Below are 19,614 nucleotides of genomic sequence, written 5' to 3'. Positions count from 1 at the left end.
GGCGCCGCCCGCCGCCGCACCGCAGCGGCGCTTGCGCACGATCAAGGCCCTGGCTGAGGCGGGCGTACCGGTCGGGGTCAGCGTCTCGCCGCTGATCCCTTTTCTGAATGAACCGGAGCTGGAACGCATTCTGGAAGCCGCCGCTGAGGCCGGCGCGAGCAGCGCCTTCAGCATCCCGCTGCGCCTGCCCTGGGAGGTCAATCCGCTGTTCCAGGAATGGCTGCAGCGCCATTTCCCGGAGCGCGCCGCGCGCGTGATGGCGCGGCTGCACGACATGCGCGGCGGACGCGACAACGACGCCCGCTTCGGTACCCGCATGACCGGCGAAGGCCTGTGGGCCCAGCTGATGCAGCAGCGCCTGCGCAAGGCCTGCGAACGCCTGGGCCTGGGACGCGAGCGCCGCGTCGTGGATCTGAGCCAGTTCCGGCCGCCCGTGGACGGCCAGACGCAAGCTCAGCAGACGCTGTTCTGATTACTTGAACAGGTCCTTGACCCGGTCGGTCCAGCTCTTGGCATTGGGCGAGTGGCGCTCGCCGCCATCGCGCAGGCTCTTGTCCAGCTCCTTGAGCAGCTTGCGCTGGTGCTCGGTCAGCTTGACCGGTGTCTCCAGGCTGATGTGGCAGTACAGATCGCCCGGGTAGCTGGAGCGCACGCCCTTGATGCCCTTGCCGCGCAGGCGGAAGGTCTTGCCATGTTGCGTGCCCTCGGGCAGCTCGATCTCGGCCTTGCCGCCCAGGGTCGGCACCTCAATGCTGCCACCCAGCGCCGCCGTCGTGATCGCCACCGGCATCGTGCAATGCAGATCGTCGCCGTCGCGCTCGAAGATCTCGTGCTGCTTGATGCGGATCTCGATATAGAGATCGCCGGCCGGCCCGCCATTGACGCCCGGCTCGCCATTGCCGGCCGAGCGGATGCGCATGCCCTCGTTGATGCCGGCCGGGATCTTGACCTCGAGCGTCTTGCTCTTCTTGACCTTGCCCTGGCCGTTGCAGGCCGTGCAGGGGTCGGGAATGATCTTGCCGGTGCCGTGGCAATGCGGGCAGGTCTGCTGGATGCTGAAGAAGCCCTGGCGCATATGCACCGTGCCCGAGCCATTGCAGGAGCCGCAGCTCTTGGCGCTGGTGCCGGGCTTGGCGCCGGAGCCGCTGCAGGTCTCGCAGCCTTCCCAGCTGGGGATGCGGATCTGGGTTTCCTTGCCGCGCGCGGCCTCTTCCAGCGTGATCTCCATCGCGTAGGACAGATCGCTGCCGCGATAGACCTGCTGGCCGCCGCCCGCACGCCGGCCGCCACCCTGCTGGCCGCCGAAGATGTCGCCGAAGATGTCGCCAAAGGCCTCGGCGAAACCGCCGAAGCCTTCCGCACCGGGGCCGCCGCCGCGGTTGGGGTCGACACCGGCGTGGCCGTACTGGTCATAGGCCGCGCGCTTTTGCGCGTCCGACAGCATCTCGTAGGCTTCCTTGGCCTCCTTGAACTGCTCCTCGGCCTTCTTCGCACCCTCGCCCTGATTGCGGTCGGGATGGTGCTTCATGGCCAGCTTGCGGTAGGCCTTCTTGATCTCATCGTCGGTGGCGCTCTTGGCCACACCGAGGATTTCGTAATAGTCGCGCTTTGCCATGGGCGGGTTCCGGGCCAAAAATCACATTGCTTAAACAACAGCGCCGCGACGCGCTTTTGAGGCTGCGGCGCGGCGACAGCGCCGGACCCTGGTCCGGCGCACCCTGCTGGACTTACTTGCTGTCCTTGACTTCCTTGAACTCGGCGTCGACCACATTGTCGTCAGCCGCCGGCTTGGACGCCGAGGCTTGAGCGGCCTGCGGCTGCTCGGCCGCACCGTTCGCGGCGGCGGCCGCCGCTTCGGCGCCCTGGGCATCGGCGTACATCTTTTCGCCGAGCTTCTGGCTGGCCGTCATCAGGGTCTCGGTCTTGGCTTCGATCGCGGCCTTGTCGTCGCCCTTGATGGCTTCTTCAACGTCCTTGATCGCAGCCTCGATCTTCTCCTTGTCGGCGGCGTCGAGCTTGTCACCATGCTCGGCCAGCGACTTCTGCACGCTGTGCACCATGCCATCGGCCTGGTTCTTGGCCTGCACCAGCTCGACCTTCTTCTTGTCCTCGACCGCGTTGGCCTCGGCGTCCTTGACCATCTTTTCGATCTCGGCTTCCGACAGGCCCGAGTTCGCCTTGATGGTGATCTTGTTTTCCTTGCCGGTACCCTTGTCCTTGGCGCCGACATGCAGGATGCCGTTGGCATCGATGTCGAAGCTGACCTCGATCTGCGGCGTGCCGCGCGGTGCCGGCGGGATGCCTTCCAGATTGAACTCGCCCAGGCTCTTGTTGCCCGAGGCCAGCTCGCGCTCGCCCTGGAACACCTTGATGGTCACGGCCGGCTGGTTGTCGTCGGCGGTCGAGAAGGTCTGGCTGAACTTGGTCGGGATGGTCGTGTTCTTCGCGATCATCTTGGTCATCACGCCGCCCAGGGTCTCGATGCCCAGGCTCAGCGGCGTCACGTCCAGCAGCAGCACGTCCTTGCGCTCGCCGCCCAGCACCTGGCCCTGGATCGCGGCACCGACGGCCACGGCCTCATCGGGGTTGACGTCCTTGCGCGGCTCCTTGCCGAAGAACTCCTTGACCTTCTCCTGCACCTTGGGCATGCGGGTCATGCCGCCGACCAGGATCACATCGTCGATGGCGGACACGGCCACGCCGGCATCCTTGATCGCGGTGCGGCAGGGGGCGATCGTGCGCTCGATCAGCTCTTCCACCAGCGACTCCAGCTTGGCGCGGGTCAGCTTGATGTTCAGGTGCTTCGGGCCCGACGCATCGGCCGTGATGTAGGGCAGGTTGACATCGGTCTGCGAGGAGTTCGACAGCTCGATCTTGGCCTTCTCGGCGGCTTCCTTCAGGCGCTGCAGGGCCAGCACGTCCTTGGTCAGATCGACGCCCTGTTCCTTTTTGAACTCGGTGACGATGTAGTCGATGATGCGCTGGTCGAAGTCCTCGCCGCCCAGGAAGGTGTCGCCGTTGGTGGACAGCACCTCGAACTGCATCTCGCCGTCGACATCGGCGATCTCGATGATGGAGACGTCGAAGGTGCCACCGCCCAGGTCATAGACGGCGATCTTGCGGTCGCCCTTGCCATGCTTGTCCAGGCCGAAGGCCAGGGCCGCCGCAGTGGGCTCGTTGATGATGCGCTTGACGTCCAGACCGGCGATGCGGCCGGCGTCCTTGGTGGCCTGGCGCTGAGCGTCGTTGAAGTAGGCCGGCACCGTGATCACGGCCTCGGTCACTTCCTCGCCGAGATAGTCCTCGGCGGTCTTCTTCATCTTGCGCAGGATCTCGGCCGAGACCTGGGGCGGCGCCAGCTTCTTGCCGCGCACTTCCACCCAGGCGTCGCCGTTGTCGGCGGCCGCGATGGTGTAGGGCATCAAGTCGATGTCCTTCTGCACTTCCTTCTCGGTGAACTTGCGGCCGATCAGGCGCTTCACCGCATAGATGGTGTTCTTCGGGTTGGTGACGGCCTGGCGCTTGGCCGAGGCACCGACCAGGATCTCGCCATCTTCCTGGTAGGCAATGATGGACGGCGTGGTGCGGGCGCCTTCGGCGTTCTCGATCACACGCGTCGTGTTGCCTTCCATGACCGAGACGCACGAGTTCGTGGTGCCCAGGTCAATACCGATGATCTTTCCCATTTTTTAACTCCTGAAGCTTGTGTTTTTGAGTGACAGACCGCCCGAGCGGAGCGAGTAGCTCTGTCACCAACTGACTAAATCAAAATGTGGATAAGTCGCTGCTTTTCAAGGGCAGCGGCTTGTGAATTACTTGGGCGCTGCGACCGTGATCAGCGCCGGGCGCAGCACGCGCTCGGCAATCGAATAGCCTTTTTGCAGCACCATCACGACCGTGTTGGCTTCCTGCTCGGCCGGCACCATCGAGATGGCCTGGTGCTGGTGCGGATCGAACTTGCTGCCGGGGGCCGGATTGATCTCGATGACCTTGTTGCGCTCCAGCGCGGCGGCCAGCTGGCGGCGGGTGGCGTGCACGCCTTCGAGCACGGTCTCGACCTTGGCCTCGGGCATTGCGATGGCCGCTTCCATGCTGTCCATCACCGGCAGCATGGCTTCGGCAAAGCCTTCGACGGCGAACTTGCGCGCCTTGGCCATCTCGTCTTCCGAGCGGCGGCGGATGTTCTCGACCTCGGCCTTGGCGCGCAGATAGGCGTCCGACATCTCGGCCAGACGGGCTTCCAGTTCGGCCAGCTTGGCCTCGGGGCTGGGGGCCTCGGCCTGCTCGACCGGGACTTCTTGGGGGGTGGGGGCGTTGTCGGTAGTCATGGTGGCAAGAGAAGCAATCGCGCCCAAATGGGCGCTTTGTCCTGGATTTCAAGAGGGGGATTGTCGCCGGGATGCCCGGAGAAACCCGAATCAGTCCAGATCGGGGTCCTCGGCCGTGGCCGACCAGCGGTCCCAGTCAGCCAGACGGCGCCGGTCCAGCTTGGTCGGCCGGCCCTGGGCAATGGTCTGGGCCGGCTCCGGCGCGAGCCGGCGCGCCTCGGTCGCGCGCTCGCGCAGCAGCAGGCTTTCCGGTGTTTCTTCATAGAGGGCCTGGGCCTGCGGCGCCGGGCCGCGGATGTGGCTGAGCCCGCGCACCCAGACCTCGCGCTCGACCACGCCCTGGCGCAGCCGCACGCGGTCACCCAGCTTCAGCTCGCGCGAGGCCTTGGCGGCCTGGCCATTGATCTGGACCCGGCCCTTGCCGATCTCCTCGACCGCCAGCGCGCGGGTCTTGAAAAAGCGCGCCGCCCACAGCCATTTGTCCAAACGCAGGCCGGCAGCGGCCTGTTCCTGTTGTCTCATCGTGCGATTTTATCCAGCCGCGGCGCCGCTCAGCCGGCCAGCGGCAGCCGCACACGGGCATCCAGGCCGCTGACTTCCTGCCCATCGAGCCGGTTGTTCAGCTCGATGCTGCCGGCCAGCGACTGCACGATCTCATGGCAGATCGCCAGCCCCAGGCCCGAGCCCTTGCGCGGATCGCCGGCCGCAAAGGGCAGGAACAGCTGGGTCTGCTGGGCCGCGCTCAGCCCGGGGCCCGAATCGGCCACGGTCAGCACCGCGACCCGGGCGTCGACCAGCAGCCGGATATGCAGGCGCCCGCCGACCGGCGTGTGGTGGATGGCGTTGTGGATCAGGTTGCGGGTCAGCTCGCGCAGGGCCCACTCATGGCTGCGTATCGGCGCGGCCTGGGTCTCGATATCGAAGTCCAGCTGCTGCTCGGCGATCAGCGGCGCCACATCCAGCGCCACCGCCCGCGTCACCTCGGCCCAGTCCTGCACCGGCATGGCCTCGACCTGGTGGCGCAGCTGCTCGACCTTGGCCAGCGCCAGCATCTGGTTGGCGACCTGGGTGGCGCGCGCCACCGTGGTGTCGATCTCGGCCAGCGCCTGCAGCGGCTCGACATCGCCCTGGCGGGCGCTCTGCACCTGGGTCTTCAGCACCGCCAGCGGGGTCTTCAACTGGTGCGAGGCGTCGCGCACAAAGCGCTTCTGGTGCTCCAGCAAGGCCTTCAGCCGCGCCACCACCTGGTTGGTCGCATCGACCAGCGGCTGCCATTCGCGCGGCGCGTCGGGCGCATCGACCGGCGACAGATCGCCCTCGGTGCGCTCGCGCAGCTGGGCCGAGAGCCGCCGCACCGGCAGCGTGGCGCGCTGCACCACCAGCACGACGACGATCACGATCACCAGCACCAGCAGGGCCTGGCGCCACAGGGTCTCGGTCAGGATCTGCTGGGCCAGGGTGTGGCGCAGCTCCAGCGTCTCGGCCACCTGGATGGTCGCCATGCCCTGGCCGGCGATGCCGGCCACCGGCTGCAGCAGCACCGCGACGCGGATCGGCTCGCCGCGATAGTGGTCGTCGTAGAAGGAGACGAGCGCTGCGTAAGGACTCTTGGCCGGCAGCTTGCCGTGCCAGGCCGGCAGGTCCTCGAAGCCGGACACCATCTCGCCGTCGAAGCCGCTGACGCGGTAGAAGATGCGGCTGCGGTTGTCGGCCTCGAAGGGCTCCAGCGCCGAATACAGCACGGTGGCGCGCAGCTGGGCGCGGCTGCCGTCCGAGGTGACTTCCAGCAGCTCGCCGATCGATTTGGCCGAGGCCAGCAGGGTGCGGTCGTAGGCGGTGTCGGCGGCGCGCAAGGCCTGCTGGTACAGGCTCCAGCTGTTGAAGGCGATCAGCGCGACCACCGGCAGCAGAATGCCCAGGGTCAGGCGCCGCCGCAGCGAAGAGGGCCGGTGGGGCCGTCTCATGCGCCGGCCTTCAGCAGATAGCCCAGGCCGCGCAGCGTCACCAGCTGCGCGCCGGTATGGGCGATGCGCTTGCGCAGCCGGTAGGCCACCACCTCGATGGCCTCCAGCTGCACGTCCAGCTCACCCGGGAAGACCAGCTCGAACAGCCGCTCCTTGGCGATCGCATGGCCCGGCCGTGCCAGCAGCGCGCGCAGCAGCGCGCTCTCGCGCGGCGTCAGCTCCAGCACCTGGTCCTCGAAATAGACCGCGCCGCTGTCCCCGTCCAGCTGCATGCCGCAGAAGGCGGTCTGGCGCTGCGGCGCCGGACTGACCCCGCTGCGCCGGCCCAGCGCCTGGATGCGGGCCATCAGCTCGTCCAGATCGAAGGGCTTGGGCAGGTAGTCGTCGGCGCCGACGTTCAGGCCGAGGATGCGGTCGCCGACCGTGCCGCGGGCGGTCAGTATCAGCACCGGGGTCTTCTGTCCGTCGGCACGCGCGCGGGCCAGCACGTCCAGCCCGTCCAGCCCCGGCAGGCTGAGGTCCAGCACCACGACATCGGGCCGCCATTGTGCCCAGCGCTCCAGCGCCTTGAGCCCGTCGCCGACCGCCTGCACCTGCAGGCCGCGGCGCTCGAAGCTGCGCGTCAGGCTCAGCTGCATCGCCGGGTCGTCCTCTACCAGAAGCAGTTTCATGGGGCGCGAGCCTAGCATTTTCCCTAGGTCCCGCGACAGCGGACTGACAGCCTTGACAGCGAGGATCGCCACTGTTCACTCAAACCACAATAGGAGACAAGACCATGCGTCGTGACGTCTTTCTGAAGTCCCTGGCCGCCCTGGCCGCCGCCGGCGCGCTGCCGCTGTCGGCCCGCGCCAGCGCCAACCTGAAGATCATGGTGCCGGCCAACCCGGGTGGCGGCTGGGACAGCACCGGCCGTGCGCTGGGCAAGGCCTTGCAGGATGCCGGCGTGGCCTCCTCGGTCACCTTCGAGAACAAGGGCGGCGCGGCCGGCGCCATCGGCCTGGCCCAGTTCGTCAACGCCAGCAAGGGCGATCCGAACTCGCTGATGGTGATGGGCGCGGTGATGCTGGGCGGCCTGATCACCGGCAAGCCGCCGGTCAGCCTGAGCCAGGCGACACCGATCGCGCGCCTGACCAGCGAGTACAACGTGTTCGTGCTGCCGGCCAGCTCGCCGCTGAAGACCATGAAGGACGTGGTCGAGCAGATGAAGAAGGACCCGGCCAGCGTCAAGTGGGGCGGCGGTTCGCGCGGCGCCACCGAGCACATCGCGGCGGCCATGCTGGCGCGCGAGGCCGGCGTCGATGCGGCCAAGATCAACTATGTGCCCTTCCGTGGCGGTGGCGAGGCCACGGCCGCCATCCTGGGCGGCAATGTCACGGTGGGCGGCAGCGGCTACAGCGAATTCCAGCAGTACATCGAGAGCGGCAAGATGCGCGCGATCGCGGTGACCTCGGCCACCCGGCTCAAGGGCCTGGACATCCCGACCCTCAAGGAGATGGGCTACAACGTCGAGATCGGCAACTGGCGCGGCGTCTATGCGCCCCCGGGCATCACGCCCGAGCAGCGCAAGGCCCTGACCGATATGGTCATCAAGGCCACCAAGAGCAAGGCCTGGGCCGAGGCGCTGGAGAAGAACGGCTGGACGCCCGCCGTGATGGCCGGCAAGGAGTTCGAGGATTTCGTCGACCGTGAGTTCGCCAGCCTGCGCGCCACCATGGTCAAGTCCGGCATGATCTGAGCGGTCTGACCGCTGTCTGCGAGGGGCTGGCTGCCTGCGGCCGGCCCCCGTTTCATATGGAGTGGCCGATGGCTGACTCAGTCCAACACAAGTCCCTGCATCAAAGCCTGGTCGGCATCGGCGCCTTGCTGGTCGGTGCCGTGATGGCCTATGGCGCGACCTTCATCTCCTCGGACGCCGGCTATGCGGGCGTCGGCCCGAACGCCTTGCCCTGGGTGGTCGCGGTCGTGCTGCTGATCTGCGGCGCCTGGCTGATCTGGGAGGCCCAAAGCGGTGGCTACCGCCAGATGGACGAGCCCTCGGGTGCCGCGCGCGGCGACTGGCGCGCGGCCGCCTGGGTGGTGGCCGGCGTGATCGCCAATGCCAGCCTGATCACCAGCCTGGGCTTCATCCTGGCCTGCACGCTGTGCTTCATGCTGGCGGTGCGCGGCATGCGCATGTCCGAGGGCAAGGCCGGCGGCGGTGCGCGCCAGATCCTGGTCGATGGCGTGACCGGCATGCTGATCGCCGCGCCGGTGTTCTGGCTCTTCACCAAGCTGCTGGCCATCAATCTGCCCGGCCTGACGGCCAGCGGCTGGCTCTGAGGAGAGACCATGCTCGATCTCTGGAACAACCTGCTGGGCGGCTTCGCGACCGCCGGCACACCGATCAATCTGCTGTGGGCTTTTGTCGGCTGCGCGCTGGGCACGGCCATCGGCGTGCTGCCGGGCCTGGGCCCGGCGGTGACGGTGGCGATGCTGCTGCCGATCACCTCGCAGGTCGAGCCGACGGCCTCGATGATCTTCTTCGCCGGCATCTATTACGGCGCGATGTATGGCGGCTCGACCACCTCCATCCTGCTGAACACCCCGGGCGAGACCGGCACGATGGTGACGGCGCTGGAAGGCTTCAAGATGGCCAAGAGCGGCCGCGCCGGCGCTGCGCTGGCGACCGCCGCGATCGGCTCCTTCGTCGCGGGCACCATCGCCACCGTGCTGGTCACGCTGTTCGCGCCGGTGCTGGCCGACTTCGCCGTGCAGCTCGGCCCGCCGGAGTATTTCTGCCTGATGCTCTTGGCCTTCACCACCGTCAGCGCGGTGCTGGGCAAGAGCACCTTGCGCGGCATGACGGCGCTCTTCATCGGCCTGGCCATGGGCCTGATCGGGCTGGACCAGATCACCGCCCAGGTGCGCTACACCATGGGCATCCCCGAGTTCATGGACGGCATCGAGGTGGTGCTGGTCGCGGTGGGCCTGTTCGCGGTCGGCGAGACGCTCTACAACGCGCTGTATGAAGGCCGCAGCACCCAGGAGCTCAACAAGATGAGCTCGGTGCACATGACCAAGACCGAATGGCGCCGCTCCTGGCCGGCCTGGCTGCGCGGCACCTTCATCGGCTTCCCCTTCGGCACCATCCCGGCCGGCGGCTCGGAGATCCCGACCTTTCTGAGCTATGCGACCGAGCGCAAGCTCTCCAAGCACAAGGACGAGTTCGGCACGAGCGGCGCGATCGAAGGCGTGGCCGGCCCGGAGGCGGCCAACAACTCGGCCGTGACCGCCACCCTGGTGCCGCTGCTGACGCTGGGCATTCCGACCTCGGTGACCGCCGCCATCCTGCTGTCGGCGCTGCAGAACTACGGCATCCAGGCCGGCCCGCAGCTGTTCCAGACCTCGTCCACCCTGGTCTGGGCCTTGATCGCCTCGCTCTACATCGGCAATGTGATGCTGCTGGTGCTGAACCTGCCGATGGTGGGACTGTGGGTGAAGCTGCTGAAGATTCCCAAACCCCAGCTCTATGCCGGCATCCTGATCTTCGCGACGGTGGGCGTCTACGGCATGCGCCAGAGCGCGTTTGACCTCTACCTGATGCTGGCCATCGGCCTGCTGGGCGTGGTGATGCGGCGCTTCGACTTCCCGACCGCGCCGGTCGTGGTGGGCATGATTCTGGGCCCGCTGGCCGAGGCGCAGATGCGCAATGCGGTGTCGATCGGCGGTGGCAGCTGGAGCGTGTTCTGGGAGCGGCCGATGTCGCTGGGTCTGCTGATCCTGGTGGCCCTGATCCTGGTGCTGCCGCGGCTGCTGCGCTGGAGTCGCCGTCCCTGATTCCGGCTTCAGGCCTCGAACGATTGAGGGATGCATTGTGGCCGGCCGAGCGGATACTCGGCTGCCGTGAGCGTCGCTTCACGGCGCCTGAGGTCCGGTCATGCAGCATTGCCGTGTTCCCTCCACCCTGCGGCCCCTGGCGGTCGCAGCCCTCTTGGTCCTGGGGGCGCAGGCGCCGCTTCGGGCCGACATCACGACCCTCGGAACCGTCTCCACCGGCCCGCTCAATCTGCCTATAGGCCCCGGTGACACGGATCTGGGCAATAACGGGCTTTATGTGGGCAGCAGTGCCTACGGCCGCCTCGATGTCGGCGGTGGCAGCCTGCTGCGCACCGGCAGTCTGCTGCTAGGCCCTGGCGGCAACGGGGACGGCAGCGGCTGGGCCTATCTGGACGGAGCAGGCAGCCGCATCGAGCTGACCGGCGACGGCTTTTCCGACAGCGTGCTCAACCGCTTCGAGGTCGGCGCCTGGGGCCTGGGCGCGATGACCATCTCCGGCGGTGCCGTGCTGGACGGTCGTGCCAACGCCGCCGCCTGCCTGGGTGCGAACCACTACTGCAACAGTTTCATCGGCAATGCCGCCGGCTCCACCGGCCGCTTCACGGTCACCGGGGCCGGCTCCTCGGCCTCCTTCCTGCGCGGCTTCATCGTCGGTGGGCTGGCGGTGTTCCGTCCGCCGATCGACGGCTTCACCTTCGGCACGCCGGGCGCCAGCAGCAGCGGCACGGTCAAGGTGCTGGACGGTGCATCGCTGCTGACCGACAGCGCCACGCTGGGCGTGGGGCCGGGCGGCAGCAGCCCGCTGGGCAGCGAGCGCAGTTTTGCCGACGCGCTGATCGACGGCACCGGCTCGGTCTGGCGCATCAGCGGCGGCACCCTGGAGAACACCGGGGGCTTCTTCGCGCTGGGCACGCATCGCAACTCCTGGGCCTCGGTGGCCATCCGCAACGGCGGCCAGCTGCTGATCGAAGGGCGCGACGGCCTGTACAACTCGGTCGGGCTGAGCACCGGCGGTGGGCGCAGCGACATGATCGTCAGCGGCGCCGGCTCCAACATCCTGTTCACCGGCGATGCGGGCGTGCTGAACATCGGCCGCAGCGGCGCTTCCGGCAGCGGCAACCTTGTCATTGAGGCGGGCGGCCGGGCCAGCGGCATGTTCTATGTCGGTGTCGGCCGTGATGGGGCGCTGGGCCAGTTGAGCGTCCAGGGGGCAGGCTCTGAGCTGCTGGTCAACGGCAAGGCCTCGGCGGCCGCCAATGGCTCGGCGGCGCTCGCCAGCCTGGACATCGGCCGCAACGGCGGCTATGGCCAGGTCACGGTGGGGGCGGGCGGCCGCATCCATCTACTGGCCGCGCAGGGCCTGCCGGGCCTGAGCCTGAATCTGGGTCGCGATGCCAATTCGGCCGGCACGCTGAACATCCACGGGTCGGGCTCGGTGCTACTGATGGAATCGATCTCGGTGCTGCCCGGCGGAGGGCCGGGCGAGGCGCCGAATCCGGTGATGCGGGTGGGGCGCGACGGCAGCGGCACCCTGAATATCAGCGATGGCGGCAAGCTGCTGCTGCAGGGCGGGGCGGTCTCGACCCCGGCCGACCGGCGCAGCACCTCGCTGATCATCGGCGGCTTCAACGACAACACGCCGGGCGGCCACGGCATCGCCACGGTCAGCGGCGCCGGCTCGGAGATCCGGCTGAGCGGCACGGACACTTTCATCGGCGTCGGCATCGGCCCGCAGAGCAGCGGCCAGCTGAGCATCAACAACCAGGCCCTGGTCAGCGCGATCGGGCTGAGCGTGGGGCGCAGCGGCGGGGTCGGTGTACTGAAGCTCGATGGCGGGCAATTGCTGCTGTCGGGACAGCAGACCGCCGGCAATCTGTCCGGCGGCTTTCTGACCGTTGGCACCGGCGCCGGCATCGGCGTGGCCTCGGTCGACAAGGGCAGCCTGGTGACGCTGAGCAATATGGGCAGCGCCGGCGCGGGTCTGAGTCTGGGCGGCAGCGGGGCCTTCCCCGGCGGCGAGGGCAGTCTGGCCCTGGCGGGCGCTTCCCGCATTGTTGTCGAGGCGCAGCCCGGCCTGGGTGCCGTGACCATAGGCCGCGAGGGCAGCGGCTTCATGCGCATGCGCGGCGCCAGCGAGCTGGACAATGCGGGTGGCAACCTCTATCTCGGCCGCTTCGCCGGCAGCGATGGCACCTTGATCGTCTCTGAGGGCTCCAGCGTCACGGCCGGCTGGGTCGGGGTGGGGCGAAACAAGACCGCCACCGGTGATGCCGACGGCGGCACCGCCACCATGGTGCTGATCGACAGCACGCTGACGGCCCAGGACATCGTGATCGGCAGCAAGGGCTTTCTGTGCGGCACCGGCAGCATCAGCGGCAATGTCGTCAACCACGGCATCTTCTGCCCCGGCAACTCGCCGGGCACGCTGAAACTGAACGGCGACTTCAGCGCGATGTCCGGCAGCCGCATGATTCTCGAGGTCGAGGATGACGGCGCGGGCGGCTACCTGACCGATGTGGTGGTGTTCGGCGGCGCGGTGGCGCTGGGTGCGATGGCGGTCGAATTCCGCTTCCTCGGCGCGACCAATCCCGCCGCCTTCCAGAGCAGCGGCCGCTTCGACATCGACACCTTCCTCGGCCGCAGCGATGGCGCCGGCGGCATGGTGGCGCTGGCTGATCAGAGCTTTGCGGGCGTGCAGTTCAGCGCCCGGGCCGATGCCTATGTGATCAGCAACTTCAGCTTCAGCGCGGCCGACGGAGCCGCCTTCAGCGCACAGCCGGTGCCCGAGCCGCAGACCTGGGCCATGCTGCTGCTGGGGTTGCTGGGCCTAGTCCTTGGCACCCGCCGCCAGCGCGGCCTCGCGCTGCCGGGCTAGCACGTCGGCGTCGGCCGGCCGCCGGGTCGGCCAGCCTTGCAGATGCCGCTCGGCCAGATCGGCCAGCATGGACATGCCGGCCGGGCTGTCGTTGAGGCAGGGGATGTAGGCGAAGTCGCGGCCGCCGGCGCTCAGGAAGGCATCCCTTGCCTCCTGGGCGATTTCTTCCAGCGTCTCCAGGCAATCGGCGCTGAAACCGGGGCAGATCAGGTCCACCTTCTTGAGCCCGGCCGCAGCGCGCGCCTTCAGGGTCGGCTCGGTATAGGGCTCCAGCCACCGGGCCTTGCCGAAACGGCTCTGGAAGGTGACCAGGTACTGCTCCTGGCTCAGGCCCAGCGCCTCGGCCAGCAGGCGGCCGGTCTTCAGGCATTCGCAGTGGTAAGGGTCGCCCAGGGCCAGGGTGCGGGCCGGCATGCCGTGAAAGCTCATCATCAGCAGTTCGGGTCGGCCGTTGGCGGCCCAATGGGCTTTGACGCTGGCGGCCAGGGCCTGGATATAGCCGGGGTCGTCGTGGTAGCGATTGATGAAGCGCAGCTCGGGCAGATGGCGGGTCTGCAGCGACCAGCGCGCCACATCGTCGATCACGCTGGCCGTGGTCGCCGCGCAATACTGCGGGTAGGCCGGCAGCACCAGCACGCGGCTCACGCCCTCGCTGCGCAGTTCGCTGAGTACATCGGCGATCGCCGGCGTGCCGTAGCGCATCGCGTAGCGAACGCTGATGCTGTGGCCGCGCTCGCCGAGATAGCCCTGCAGCAGCTTGGCCTGGCGCTCTGTCCAGACCTTCAGCGGCGAGCCCTCGGGCATCCAGACGGTGGCGTACTTGGCCGCCGACTTGGCCGGGCGCACCCGCAGGATGATGCCGTGCAGTATCAGCTGCCAGACCAGCTTGGGGATCTCGACCACGCGCGGATCGCTGAGGAACTGCGCGAGATAGCGCCGCGTGGCCGCTGCGGTGGGAGCATCGGGGGTGCCCAGATTGCAGAACAGCAGCGCGGTCTTGGCCGCGCTGCCATGGCTGAAGCTCGCTTCGGCTCGATAGGGCATGGAGAAGGGGGGTCAGCCGATCGAACGCCGGCCGCCGCTGGCCAGGGGTTCGGTGTCGGCGAAGTGCAGGATCTCGAAACGTACCGAGGGGGACAGGGCGTCGACCGGCGGGCTGCCCAGGCCGATCACGCCGCTGCCATGCAGGGTACAGCTGCCGCGGCGCAGGCTCAGGGTCTCGCCGGCGCTGCCGAAGCGCACGAAGGTGCCGTTGTAGCTGAGATCGGTGAGAGAGAAGGAGCCGCCATGCCAGTCGATGCGCGCATGCGAGCGCGAGACCCGGCCGTCGGTGATGCAGTAGGTCGCCTGCACGCTGCGGCCGAGGATGACGGGCATGCTATCGATGTCGAAGACGCGGTCCAGATCCAGCCAGATCAGGCGGATGCCGTCGGGCTCGGTCGAGGCATGGATGACCTCGCCGAACTGGGTGGCCGCCATATCGCCCTGGGTCGGCTGGTCCAGCACATGGACATGGACCGGCTCGGCGCGGCCACGCACCGCGATCAGGTCCAGGCTGCGAAAGCGCAGCTTCTGCGCGCTGGGCAGGCCGGACAGGACCTCGGCGGTGATCAGGGTCTCGTTGTCGCCCGCATGGTCGAGCAGTCGGGCCGCGACATTGACGGCATCGCCGAAGCAGTCGCCGCTCATCTCCACCACTTCGCCGCGCGCCAGCGCCACCTGCATGCGCAGCGCCCGCAGGCCTGGCGACGCGCCGTGCTGCTTGCCGCGCGAGACCACGCGCTCCAGCAGCTCGTGCATGCGCATTGCCGACTTGACGCCATTGCGCGGCGAGTCGAAGACCGCCATCAGGCCGTCTCCCAGCGTCTTGATCAGATTGCCGCCGCACTCGTCGACCGCCTGCCCGATCAGGCTGACCGTGTGGGTGACCACCGAGGTCGCCTCGGCATTGCCCAGGGTCTCGAAAAGCGCCGTGCTGCCGCGCAAGTCGGCAAACAAAACGGTGCGTTCCCGGATATGGGTCATGTGTGCTGGCGGGGGAGCTGTGAATTAATTCTCAGTGTAGCCGCGCCCTGTTGCGCTTGATCGCCGCATAAACGCCGAGAAATCCCCAAGCGGTGCGAGGAGCGCAAAAAAAGGCCGGAGGGTGACTCCGGCCTTGGCTGCGGTGGCGGGATTGCCTCAGAGGTTGTCGAGGTAGGTGCGCAGCTTGTCCGAGCGGCTCGGGTGCTTGAGCTTGCGGATGGCCTTGGCCTCGATCTGGCGGATGCGCTCGCGGGTGACGTCGAACTGCTTGCCGACTTCTTCCAGCGTGTGGTCCGTGCTCATCTCGATGCCGAAGCGCATGCGCAGCACCTTGGCCTCGCGCGGGGTCAGCGAGTCGAGGATGTCCTTCACCACATCGCGCAGACCGGCCTGCATCGCGGCCTCGATCGGTGCGGTGTTGTTGGTGTCCTCGATGAAGTCGCCCAGGTGGGAGTCGTCGTCGTCGCCGATGGGCGTTTCCATCGAGATCGGCTCCTTGGCGATCTTCATGATCTTGCGGATCTTGTCCTCGGGGATCTCCATCTTCTCGGCCAGGGTCGGCGCATCCGGCTCGAAGCCGAATTCCTGCAGATGCTGGCGCGAGATGCGGTTCATCTTGTTGATGGTCTCGATCATGTGCACCGGGATGCGGATCGTGCGGGCTTGGTCGGCGATCGAGCGGGTGATGGCCTGGCGGATCCACCAGGTCGCGTAGGTCGAGAACTTGTAGCCACGGCGGTATTCGAACTTGTCCACCGCCTTCATCAGGCCGATATTGCCTTCCTGGATCAGGTCCAGGAACTGCAGGCCGCGGTTGGTGTACTTCTTCGCGATCGAGATCACCAGGCGCAGATTGGCCTCGATCATTTCCTTCTTGGCGTCGCGCGAGGCCTTCTCGCCCTCGTTCATCTTCTTGTTGATGTCCTTCAGGTCCTCGATGGGCACGACGGCCCGGGCCTGGATGTCGATCAACTTCTGCTGCAACTCCTGCACCGGCGGCAGATTGCGCGCCAGGATGGTGGAGTAGGGCTTGCCGGCGGCCACTTCCTTCTCGGCCCACTGCAGGTTCAGCGCATTGGGCGGGAAGGTCTTGATGAAGTGCTCCTGCGGCATGCCGCACTTGTCCACCACGATCTTGCGCAGCTCGCGCTCATAGCGGCGCACATCGTCGACCTGCGAACGCAGCAGATCGCACAGCTTCTCGATGGTCTTGACCGTGAAGCGGATGGTCATCAGCTCCTGGCTGATGGCCAGCTGGGCCTTGTTATAGGAGGCCGACTTGTAGCCGTCCTTCTCGAAGGCCTTGCGCATCTTGTCGAAGTTGCTCGACAGCGAGTCGAGCTTGACCAGGGCGGCGTTCTTCAGCTCTTCGAGCTTCTTGGTCAGGGCCTTGGAGCCGCCATTGCCGTCGTCATCGTCCTCTTCGTCGAATTCGTCGAAGTCTTCCTCGGCCACATAGTCGTCGGCCTCGTCGGCTGCGACGAAGCCGTCCACCACCTCGGAGATGGTCATCTCGCCGGCGCGGATCTTGGTGGAGAACTCCAGGATGTGGGCGATCGTGGTCGGCGAGGCCGAGATCGCCAGCATCATGGCCTGCAGGCCGCCTTCGATGCGCTTGGCGATCTCGATTTCGCCTTCACGGGTCAGCAGCTCGACCGTGCCCATCTCGCGCATATACATGCGCACCGGGTCGGTCGTGCGGCCGAATTCGGAGTCCACCGTCGACAGCGCCGCTTCGGCGGCTTCTTCGGCTTCTTCTTCGGTGGCGGTGCTGGTGGTGTTGCCGGAGATCAGCAGCGTGGCGGCGTCGGGTGCCTGCTCGTAGACCGCAATGCCCATGTCATTGAGCATGGAGATGATGGCCTCGAGGATTTCCTCGCTGACCAGCTTCTCGGGCAGGTGGTCGTTGATTTCCTGATGGGTCAGGAAGCCACGCGTCTTGCCCATCTTGATCAGGGTCTTCAGCTCATGGCGACGCTTGGCGACTTCTTCCTCGGTCAGCGCGGTTTCGTCCAGGCCGAATTCACGCATCAGCGCGCGCTCCTTGGCGCGGCTGACCTTCATGCGCAGCGGCTTGGCCTTGGGCTTGTCCTCGCCGGCCTCTTCGACCTCGGCCTCGGGCTCGCCCTCAAGATCGGCCTCGAGGTCGGACAGATCCACCTCCTCGACCTCGGCCGCAGCGGCCTTCTTGGTCTCGGTGGCGGCCTTGGGCTTGCGACCGCGCTTGGGCTTGTCGTCCGCGCCAGCGGCGGCCGTGGCTTTCACGGCCTTGGCTGCCTTGGCAGCGGGCTTCTTGATGTCTTCAGCCTCGGTGGCGCTAGCCTTGGTCGCGGTCTTCTTGGCAGTCATGCAAATCCTCGGGTCGATGTTGGGCGGAGCAATGCAGCGGCCGCCTGGGGCCCCGTACATTGCATTCAAGCAAAGCGTGGCCCAGGCGGCATTCAGGCGGTTCGGCCATCCTGCCTTGAGAGCAAGATGGGGGCGGACCGTGGCGCGTGCAAGCTGGCGTGAACGTTTGAGATTGCAGCTCTTGGCGGTAAAGGTGGCCTTGATACCTCGATGGGTGCCCATTTTCGATGGGTGGCCGGGACCGGAAGTGGCTGCCGTCACTCTTGACGCGCGCGAAAACCCTTAATTATAGGCTAAATCGGCGGAACATCTGCCGGGCTTCAGCCGGAGCTGACCAGCATGGCCTTCTTGAGCTGATCGATTTCCTGGCGCAGGCGGGCAATCTCGCGCAGCTGCTCGCCCTGCGGGTTGCTGGCGATCAAGGCCTGGATCTGCTTGGCGAGCGCGTCGATCTGGAGCTGGCGCAGCACATGCTGCAAATCCTCGAACTGCGGCTCTTCCTCGCCATACAGGCTGCTGGTGAGCCGCCGGGCCTGGTCCAGCGGGCCGTCCTCCGCCTGCAGCGTCGCCTCCAGCACCGACCAGGGCGCCGCGCCATGATTGACCAGGAATCGCTCCAGCCAGCTGACCAGCTCGCCCTGGCGGCCCGGCAGCTCATGCAGCAGCTGTTGCTGATCCAGGCTCAGCCGCTCCCACCAGTCGCTGCTGAGCAGCAGCATGCGCAGCGCGTGATCGGTCGGCGAGATTGGCTGGCGCCGCGGCGTGCCCATCGTTTCGTCAACCGGCTCGCCGCGGCGCTTCCAATCGCCCTTGCCCGACGGCTTCCAGTCTTTCTTCCATTCGCGCCGTGCCGGCTTGGGCGGGCTGGCCTGCTGTTCGTAGTCGGGCGGAGGCGCATCGTCGGGCGGGCCATCGAAGACGCGCTCGCTGCGACTCGGGCCTGGGCTGCCGCCACCGGCGTGCCACAAGCCCATCAGCTCCTGATCCGGAAGCTGGGCGCGGCGCGCCAGATCGCCCAGCAGCTGACGCTTCAGAAGGCCCTGGGGCAGGGCATTCCACAGCGGCCTGGCATTGGCCAGCAATCGGGCACGTCCCTCGGCGCTGCCCAGGTCGCAGCCTTCGGCCGCCGTCTCCAGCAGCTGGCGTGACAGTGGCACCGCCTCGGCCACGCACTGCTCGAAGGCCTCGGCGCCGAGATCACGCACATAGGAATCGGGATCGTGCTCGGTGGGCAGGAACAGGAACTTGACCGAGCGGGTGTCGGTGGCGTGGGGCAGGGCGGCCTCCAGCGCGCGGCCGGCGGCGCGCCGGCCGGCGGCGTCGCCGTCGAAGCTGAACACCACCGATTCGGTGAATCGGAACAGCTTTTGCACATGCTCGGCCGTGCAGGCCGTGCCCAGCGTGGCGACCGCATTGTTGAAACCATGCTGGGCCAGCGCCACCACATCCATATAGCCCTCGACCACCAGCGCATAGCCGCGCTGGCGCAGTCCGGTGCGGGCTTCGAACAGGCCGTAGAGCTCGCGGCCCTTGCTGAAGACCGGGGTTTCCGGCGAGTTCAGGTACTTGGGTTCGCCCTTGTCGAGGATGCGGCCGCCGAAGCCTATGGTCTCGCCCTGCACATTGCGGATCGGGAACATCACCCGATCGCGGAAGCGGTCGTAGCGTTTTTGCTCGCCGCCTTCTTCTCCGGAGCTGATCACCATGCCCGACTCGGCCAGCAGCGGGTCGTCATAGCTGGGGAAGGCGCTGGCCAGCGCACGCCAGCCCTCGGGCGCATAGCCCAGCGCGAACTGGGCGGCGATCTGGCCGGTCAGGCCGCGGCCCTTCAGATAGGTCACCGCGCGCGGGCTCTTCTTCAGCTGGGCGCGGTAATGATCGCTGGCCCGCTGCAGCACCTCGGTCAGGGTGGCCTGGCGGACTTTCTGTGCTGCGGCGCGCTCGCGCTCCTCGGGCGAGCGCTCGTCCTCGGGCACCTGCATGCCGGTCTGCTGGGCCAGGTCCTGCACCGCCTCGACAAAACCGGCGCCGGTGTGTTCCATCAGAAAACCGATGGCATTGCCATGCACGCCACAGCCGAAGCAGTGGTAGGTCTGGCGCGTCGGGCTGACGGTGAAACTGGGCGACTTCTCGCCGTGGAAGGGGCACAGCCCCTTGTGGTTGATGCCGGCCTTCTTGAGCTCGACATGGCGCCCCACCACCTCGACGATGTCGACGCGGGAGAGCAGGTCCTGAATAAAGCCGGGTGGTATCACCG

15 protein-coding genes are annotated in these 19,614 nt (G+C 67.3%); 5 read left to right on the top strand and 10 right to left on the bottom strand.

Annotated elements, in window-relative coordinates:
* On the top strand, positions 1-472 hold a 472-nt coding region (locus ABGI63_RS15715; protein ID WP_432767426.1), incomplete at its 5' end, for an SPL family radical SAM protein.
* Here ABGI63_RS15715 and dnaJ read toward each other — a convergent pair.
* The 6 genes from dnaJ to ABGI63_RS15685 form a co-directional block, all read right to left on the bottom strand.
* Complete coding sequence (gene dnaJ / locus ABGI63_RS15710; RefSeq protein WP_349743315.1) at positions 473-1,615, bottom strand: molecular chaperone DnaJ; 1,143 nt, start codon at positions 1,613-1,615, stop codon at positions 473-475.
* Between the two features lie 112 nt (positions 1,616-1,727).
* The gene (gene dnaK / locus ABGI63_RS15705) at positions 1,728-3,686 is read right to left on the bottom strand and encodes a molecular chaperone DnaK (protein WP_349743314.1); all 1,959 of its coding nucleotides are present in this window, start codon (positions 3,684-3,686) and stop codon (positions 1,728-1,730) included.
* Between the two features lie 126 nt (positions 3,687-3,812).
* Positions 3,813-4,328: a nucleotide exchange factor GrpE gene (gene grpE / locus ABGI63_RS15700; protein WP_137941793.1), complete on the bottom strand. Its 516-nt coding sequence runs from the start codon at positions 4,326-4,328 to the stop codon at positions 3,813-3,815.
* 90 nt (positions 4,329-4,418) lie between these two features.
* Positions 4,419-4,850, bottom strand: a complete 432-nt coding sequence (locus ABGI63_RS15695; RefSeq protein WP_349743313.1) for an RNA-binding S4 domain-containing protein — start codon at positions 4,848-4,850, stop codon at positions 4,419-4,421.
* A 29-nt stretch (positions 4,851-4,879) separates the two neighbouring features.
* Positions 4,880-6,292 (bottom strand): sensor histidine kinase, encoded by a 1,413-nt coding sequence (locus tag ABGI63_RS15690; protein WP_262969528.1) that lies wholly within the window; start codon positions 6,290-6,292, stop codon positions 4,880-4,882.
* Positions 6,289-6,963: a response regulator transcription factor gene (locus tag ABGI63_RS15685; RefSeq protein ID WP_262969527.1), complete on the bottom strand. Its 675-nt coding sequence runs from the start codon at positions 6,961-6,963 to the stop codon at positions 6,289-6,291. Before ABGI63_RS15685 ends, ABGI63_RS15690 begins: the two co-directional genes overlap by 4 nt.
* Positions 6,964-7,067: 104 nt before the next feature.
* Between ABGI63_RS15685 and ABGI63_RS15680 the strand changes: the two genes are divergently transcribed.
* The 4 genes from ABGI63_RS15680 (at position 7,068) to ABGI63_RS15665 (ending at position 12,983) form a co-directional block, all read left to right on the top strand.
* On the top strand, positions 7,068-8,027 hold the full coding sequence (locus tag ABGI63_RS15680; RefSeq protein ID WP_349743312.1) for a Bug family tripartite tricarboxylate transporter substrate binding protein: 960 nt from the start codon (positions 7,068-7,070) through the stop codon (positions 8,025-8,027).
* A 68-nt stretch (positions 8,028-8,095) separates the two neighbouring features.
* Complete coding sequence (locus ABGI63_RS15675) at positions 8,096-8,611, top strand: tripartite tricarboxylate transporter TctB family protein (RefSeq protein ID WP_349743311.1); 516 nt, start codon at positions 8,096-8,098, stop codon at positions 8,609-8,611.
* Between the two features lie 9 nt (positions 8,612-8,620).
* Positions 8,621-10,108, top strand: a complete 1,488-nt coding sequence (locus ABGI63_RS15670; RefSeq protein ID WP_349743310.1) for a tripartite tricarboxylate transporter permease — start codon at positions 8,621-8,623, stop codon at positions 10,106-10,108.
* A 100-nt stretch (positions 10,109-10,208) separates the two neighbouring features.
* Positions 10,209-12,983, top strand: a complete 2,775-nt coding sequence (locus ABGI63_RS15665) for a PEP-CTERM sorting domain-containing protein (protein ID WP_349743309.1) — start codon at positions 10,209-10,211, stop codon at positions 12,981-12,983.
* Here ABGI63_RS15665 and hemH read toward each other — a convergent pair.
* The 4 genes from hemH to dnaG form a co-directional block, all read right to left on the bottom strand.
* Complete coding sequence (gene hemH / locus ABGI63_RS15660) at positions 12,936-14,027, bottom strand: ferrochelatase (protein WP_349743308.1); 1,092 nt, start codon at positions 14,025-14,027, stop codon at positions 12,936-12,938. The genes ABGI63_RS15665 and hemH overlap by 48 nt on opposite strands.
* A gap of 12 nt (positions 14,028-14,039) precedes the next feature.
* Complete coding sequence (locus ABGI63_RS15655; RefSeq protein WP_137941802.1) at positions 14,040-15,008, bottom strand: adenylate/guanylate cyclase domain-containing protein; 969 nt, start codon at positions 15,006-15,008, stop codon at positions 14,040-14,042.
* Positions 15,009-15,164: 156 nt separating this feature from the next.
* Complete coding sequence (gene rpoD / locus ABGI63_RS15650) at positions 15,165-17,357, bottom strand: RNA polymerase sigma factor RpoD (RefSeq protein WP_349743307.1); 2,193 nt, start codon at positions 17,355-17,357, stop codon at positions 15,165-15,167.
* Positions 17,358-17,677: 320 nt separating this feature from the next.
* Complete coding sequence (dnaG, locus tag ABGI63_RS15645) at positions 17,678-19,612, bottom strand: DNA primase (protein WP_349743306.1); 1,935 nt, start codon at positions 19,610-19,612, stop codon at positions 17,678-17,680.
* Positions 19,613-19,614: the final 2 nt, after the last annotated feature.

Origin of the sequence: Roseateles cavernae (assembly GCF_040187885.1) — a bacterium.
GTDB lineage: Bacteria > Pseudomonadota > Gammaproteobacteria > Burkholderiales > Burkholderiaceae_C > Roseateles_E > Roseateles_E cavernae.
The sequence above is the reverse complement of the archived record's forward strand: the minus strand, read 5'-3'. Positions and strand labels throughout refer to the sequence as shown.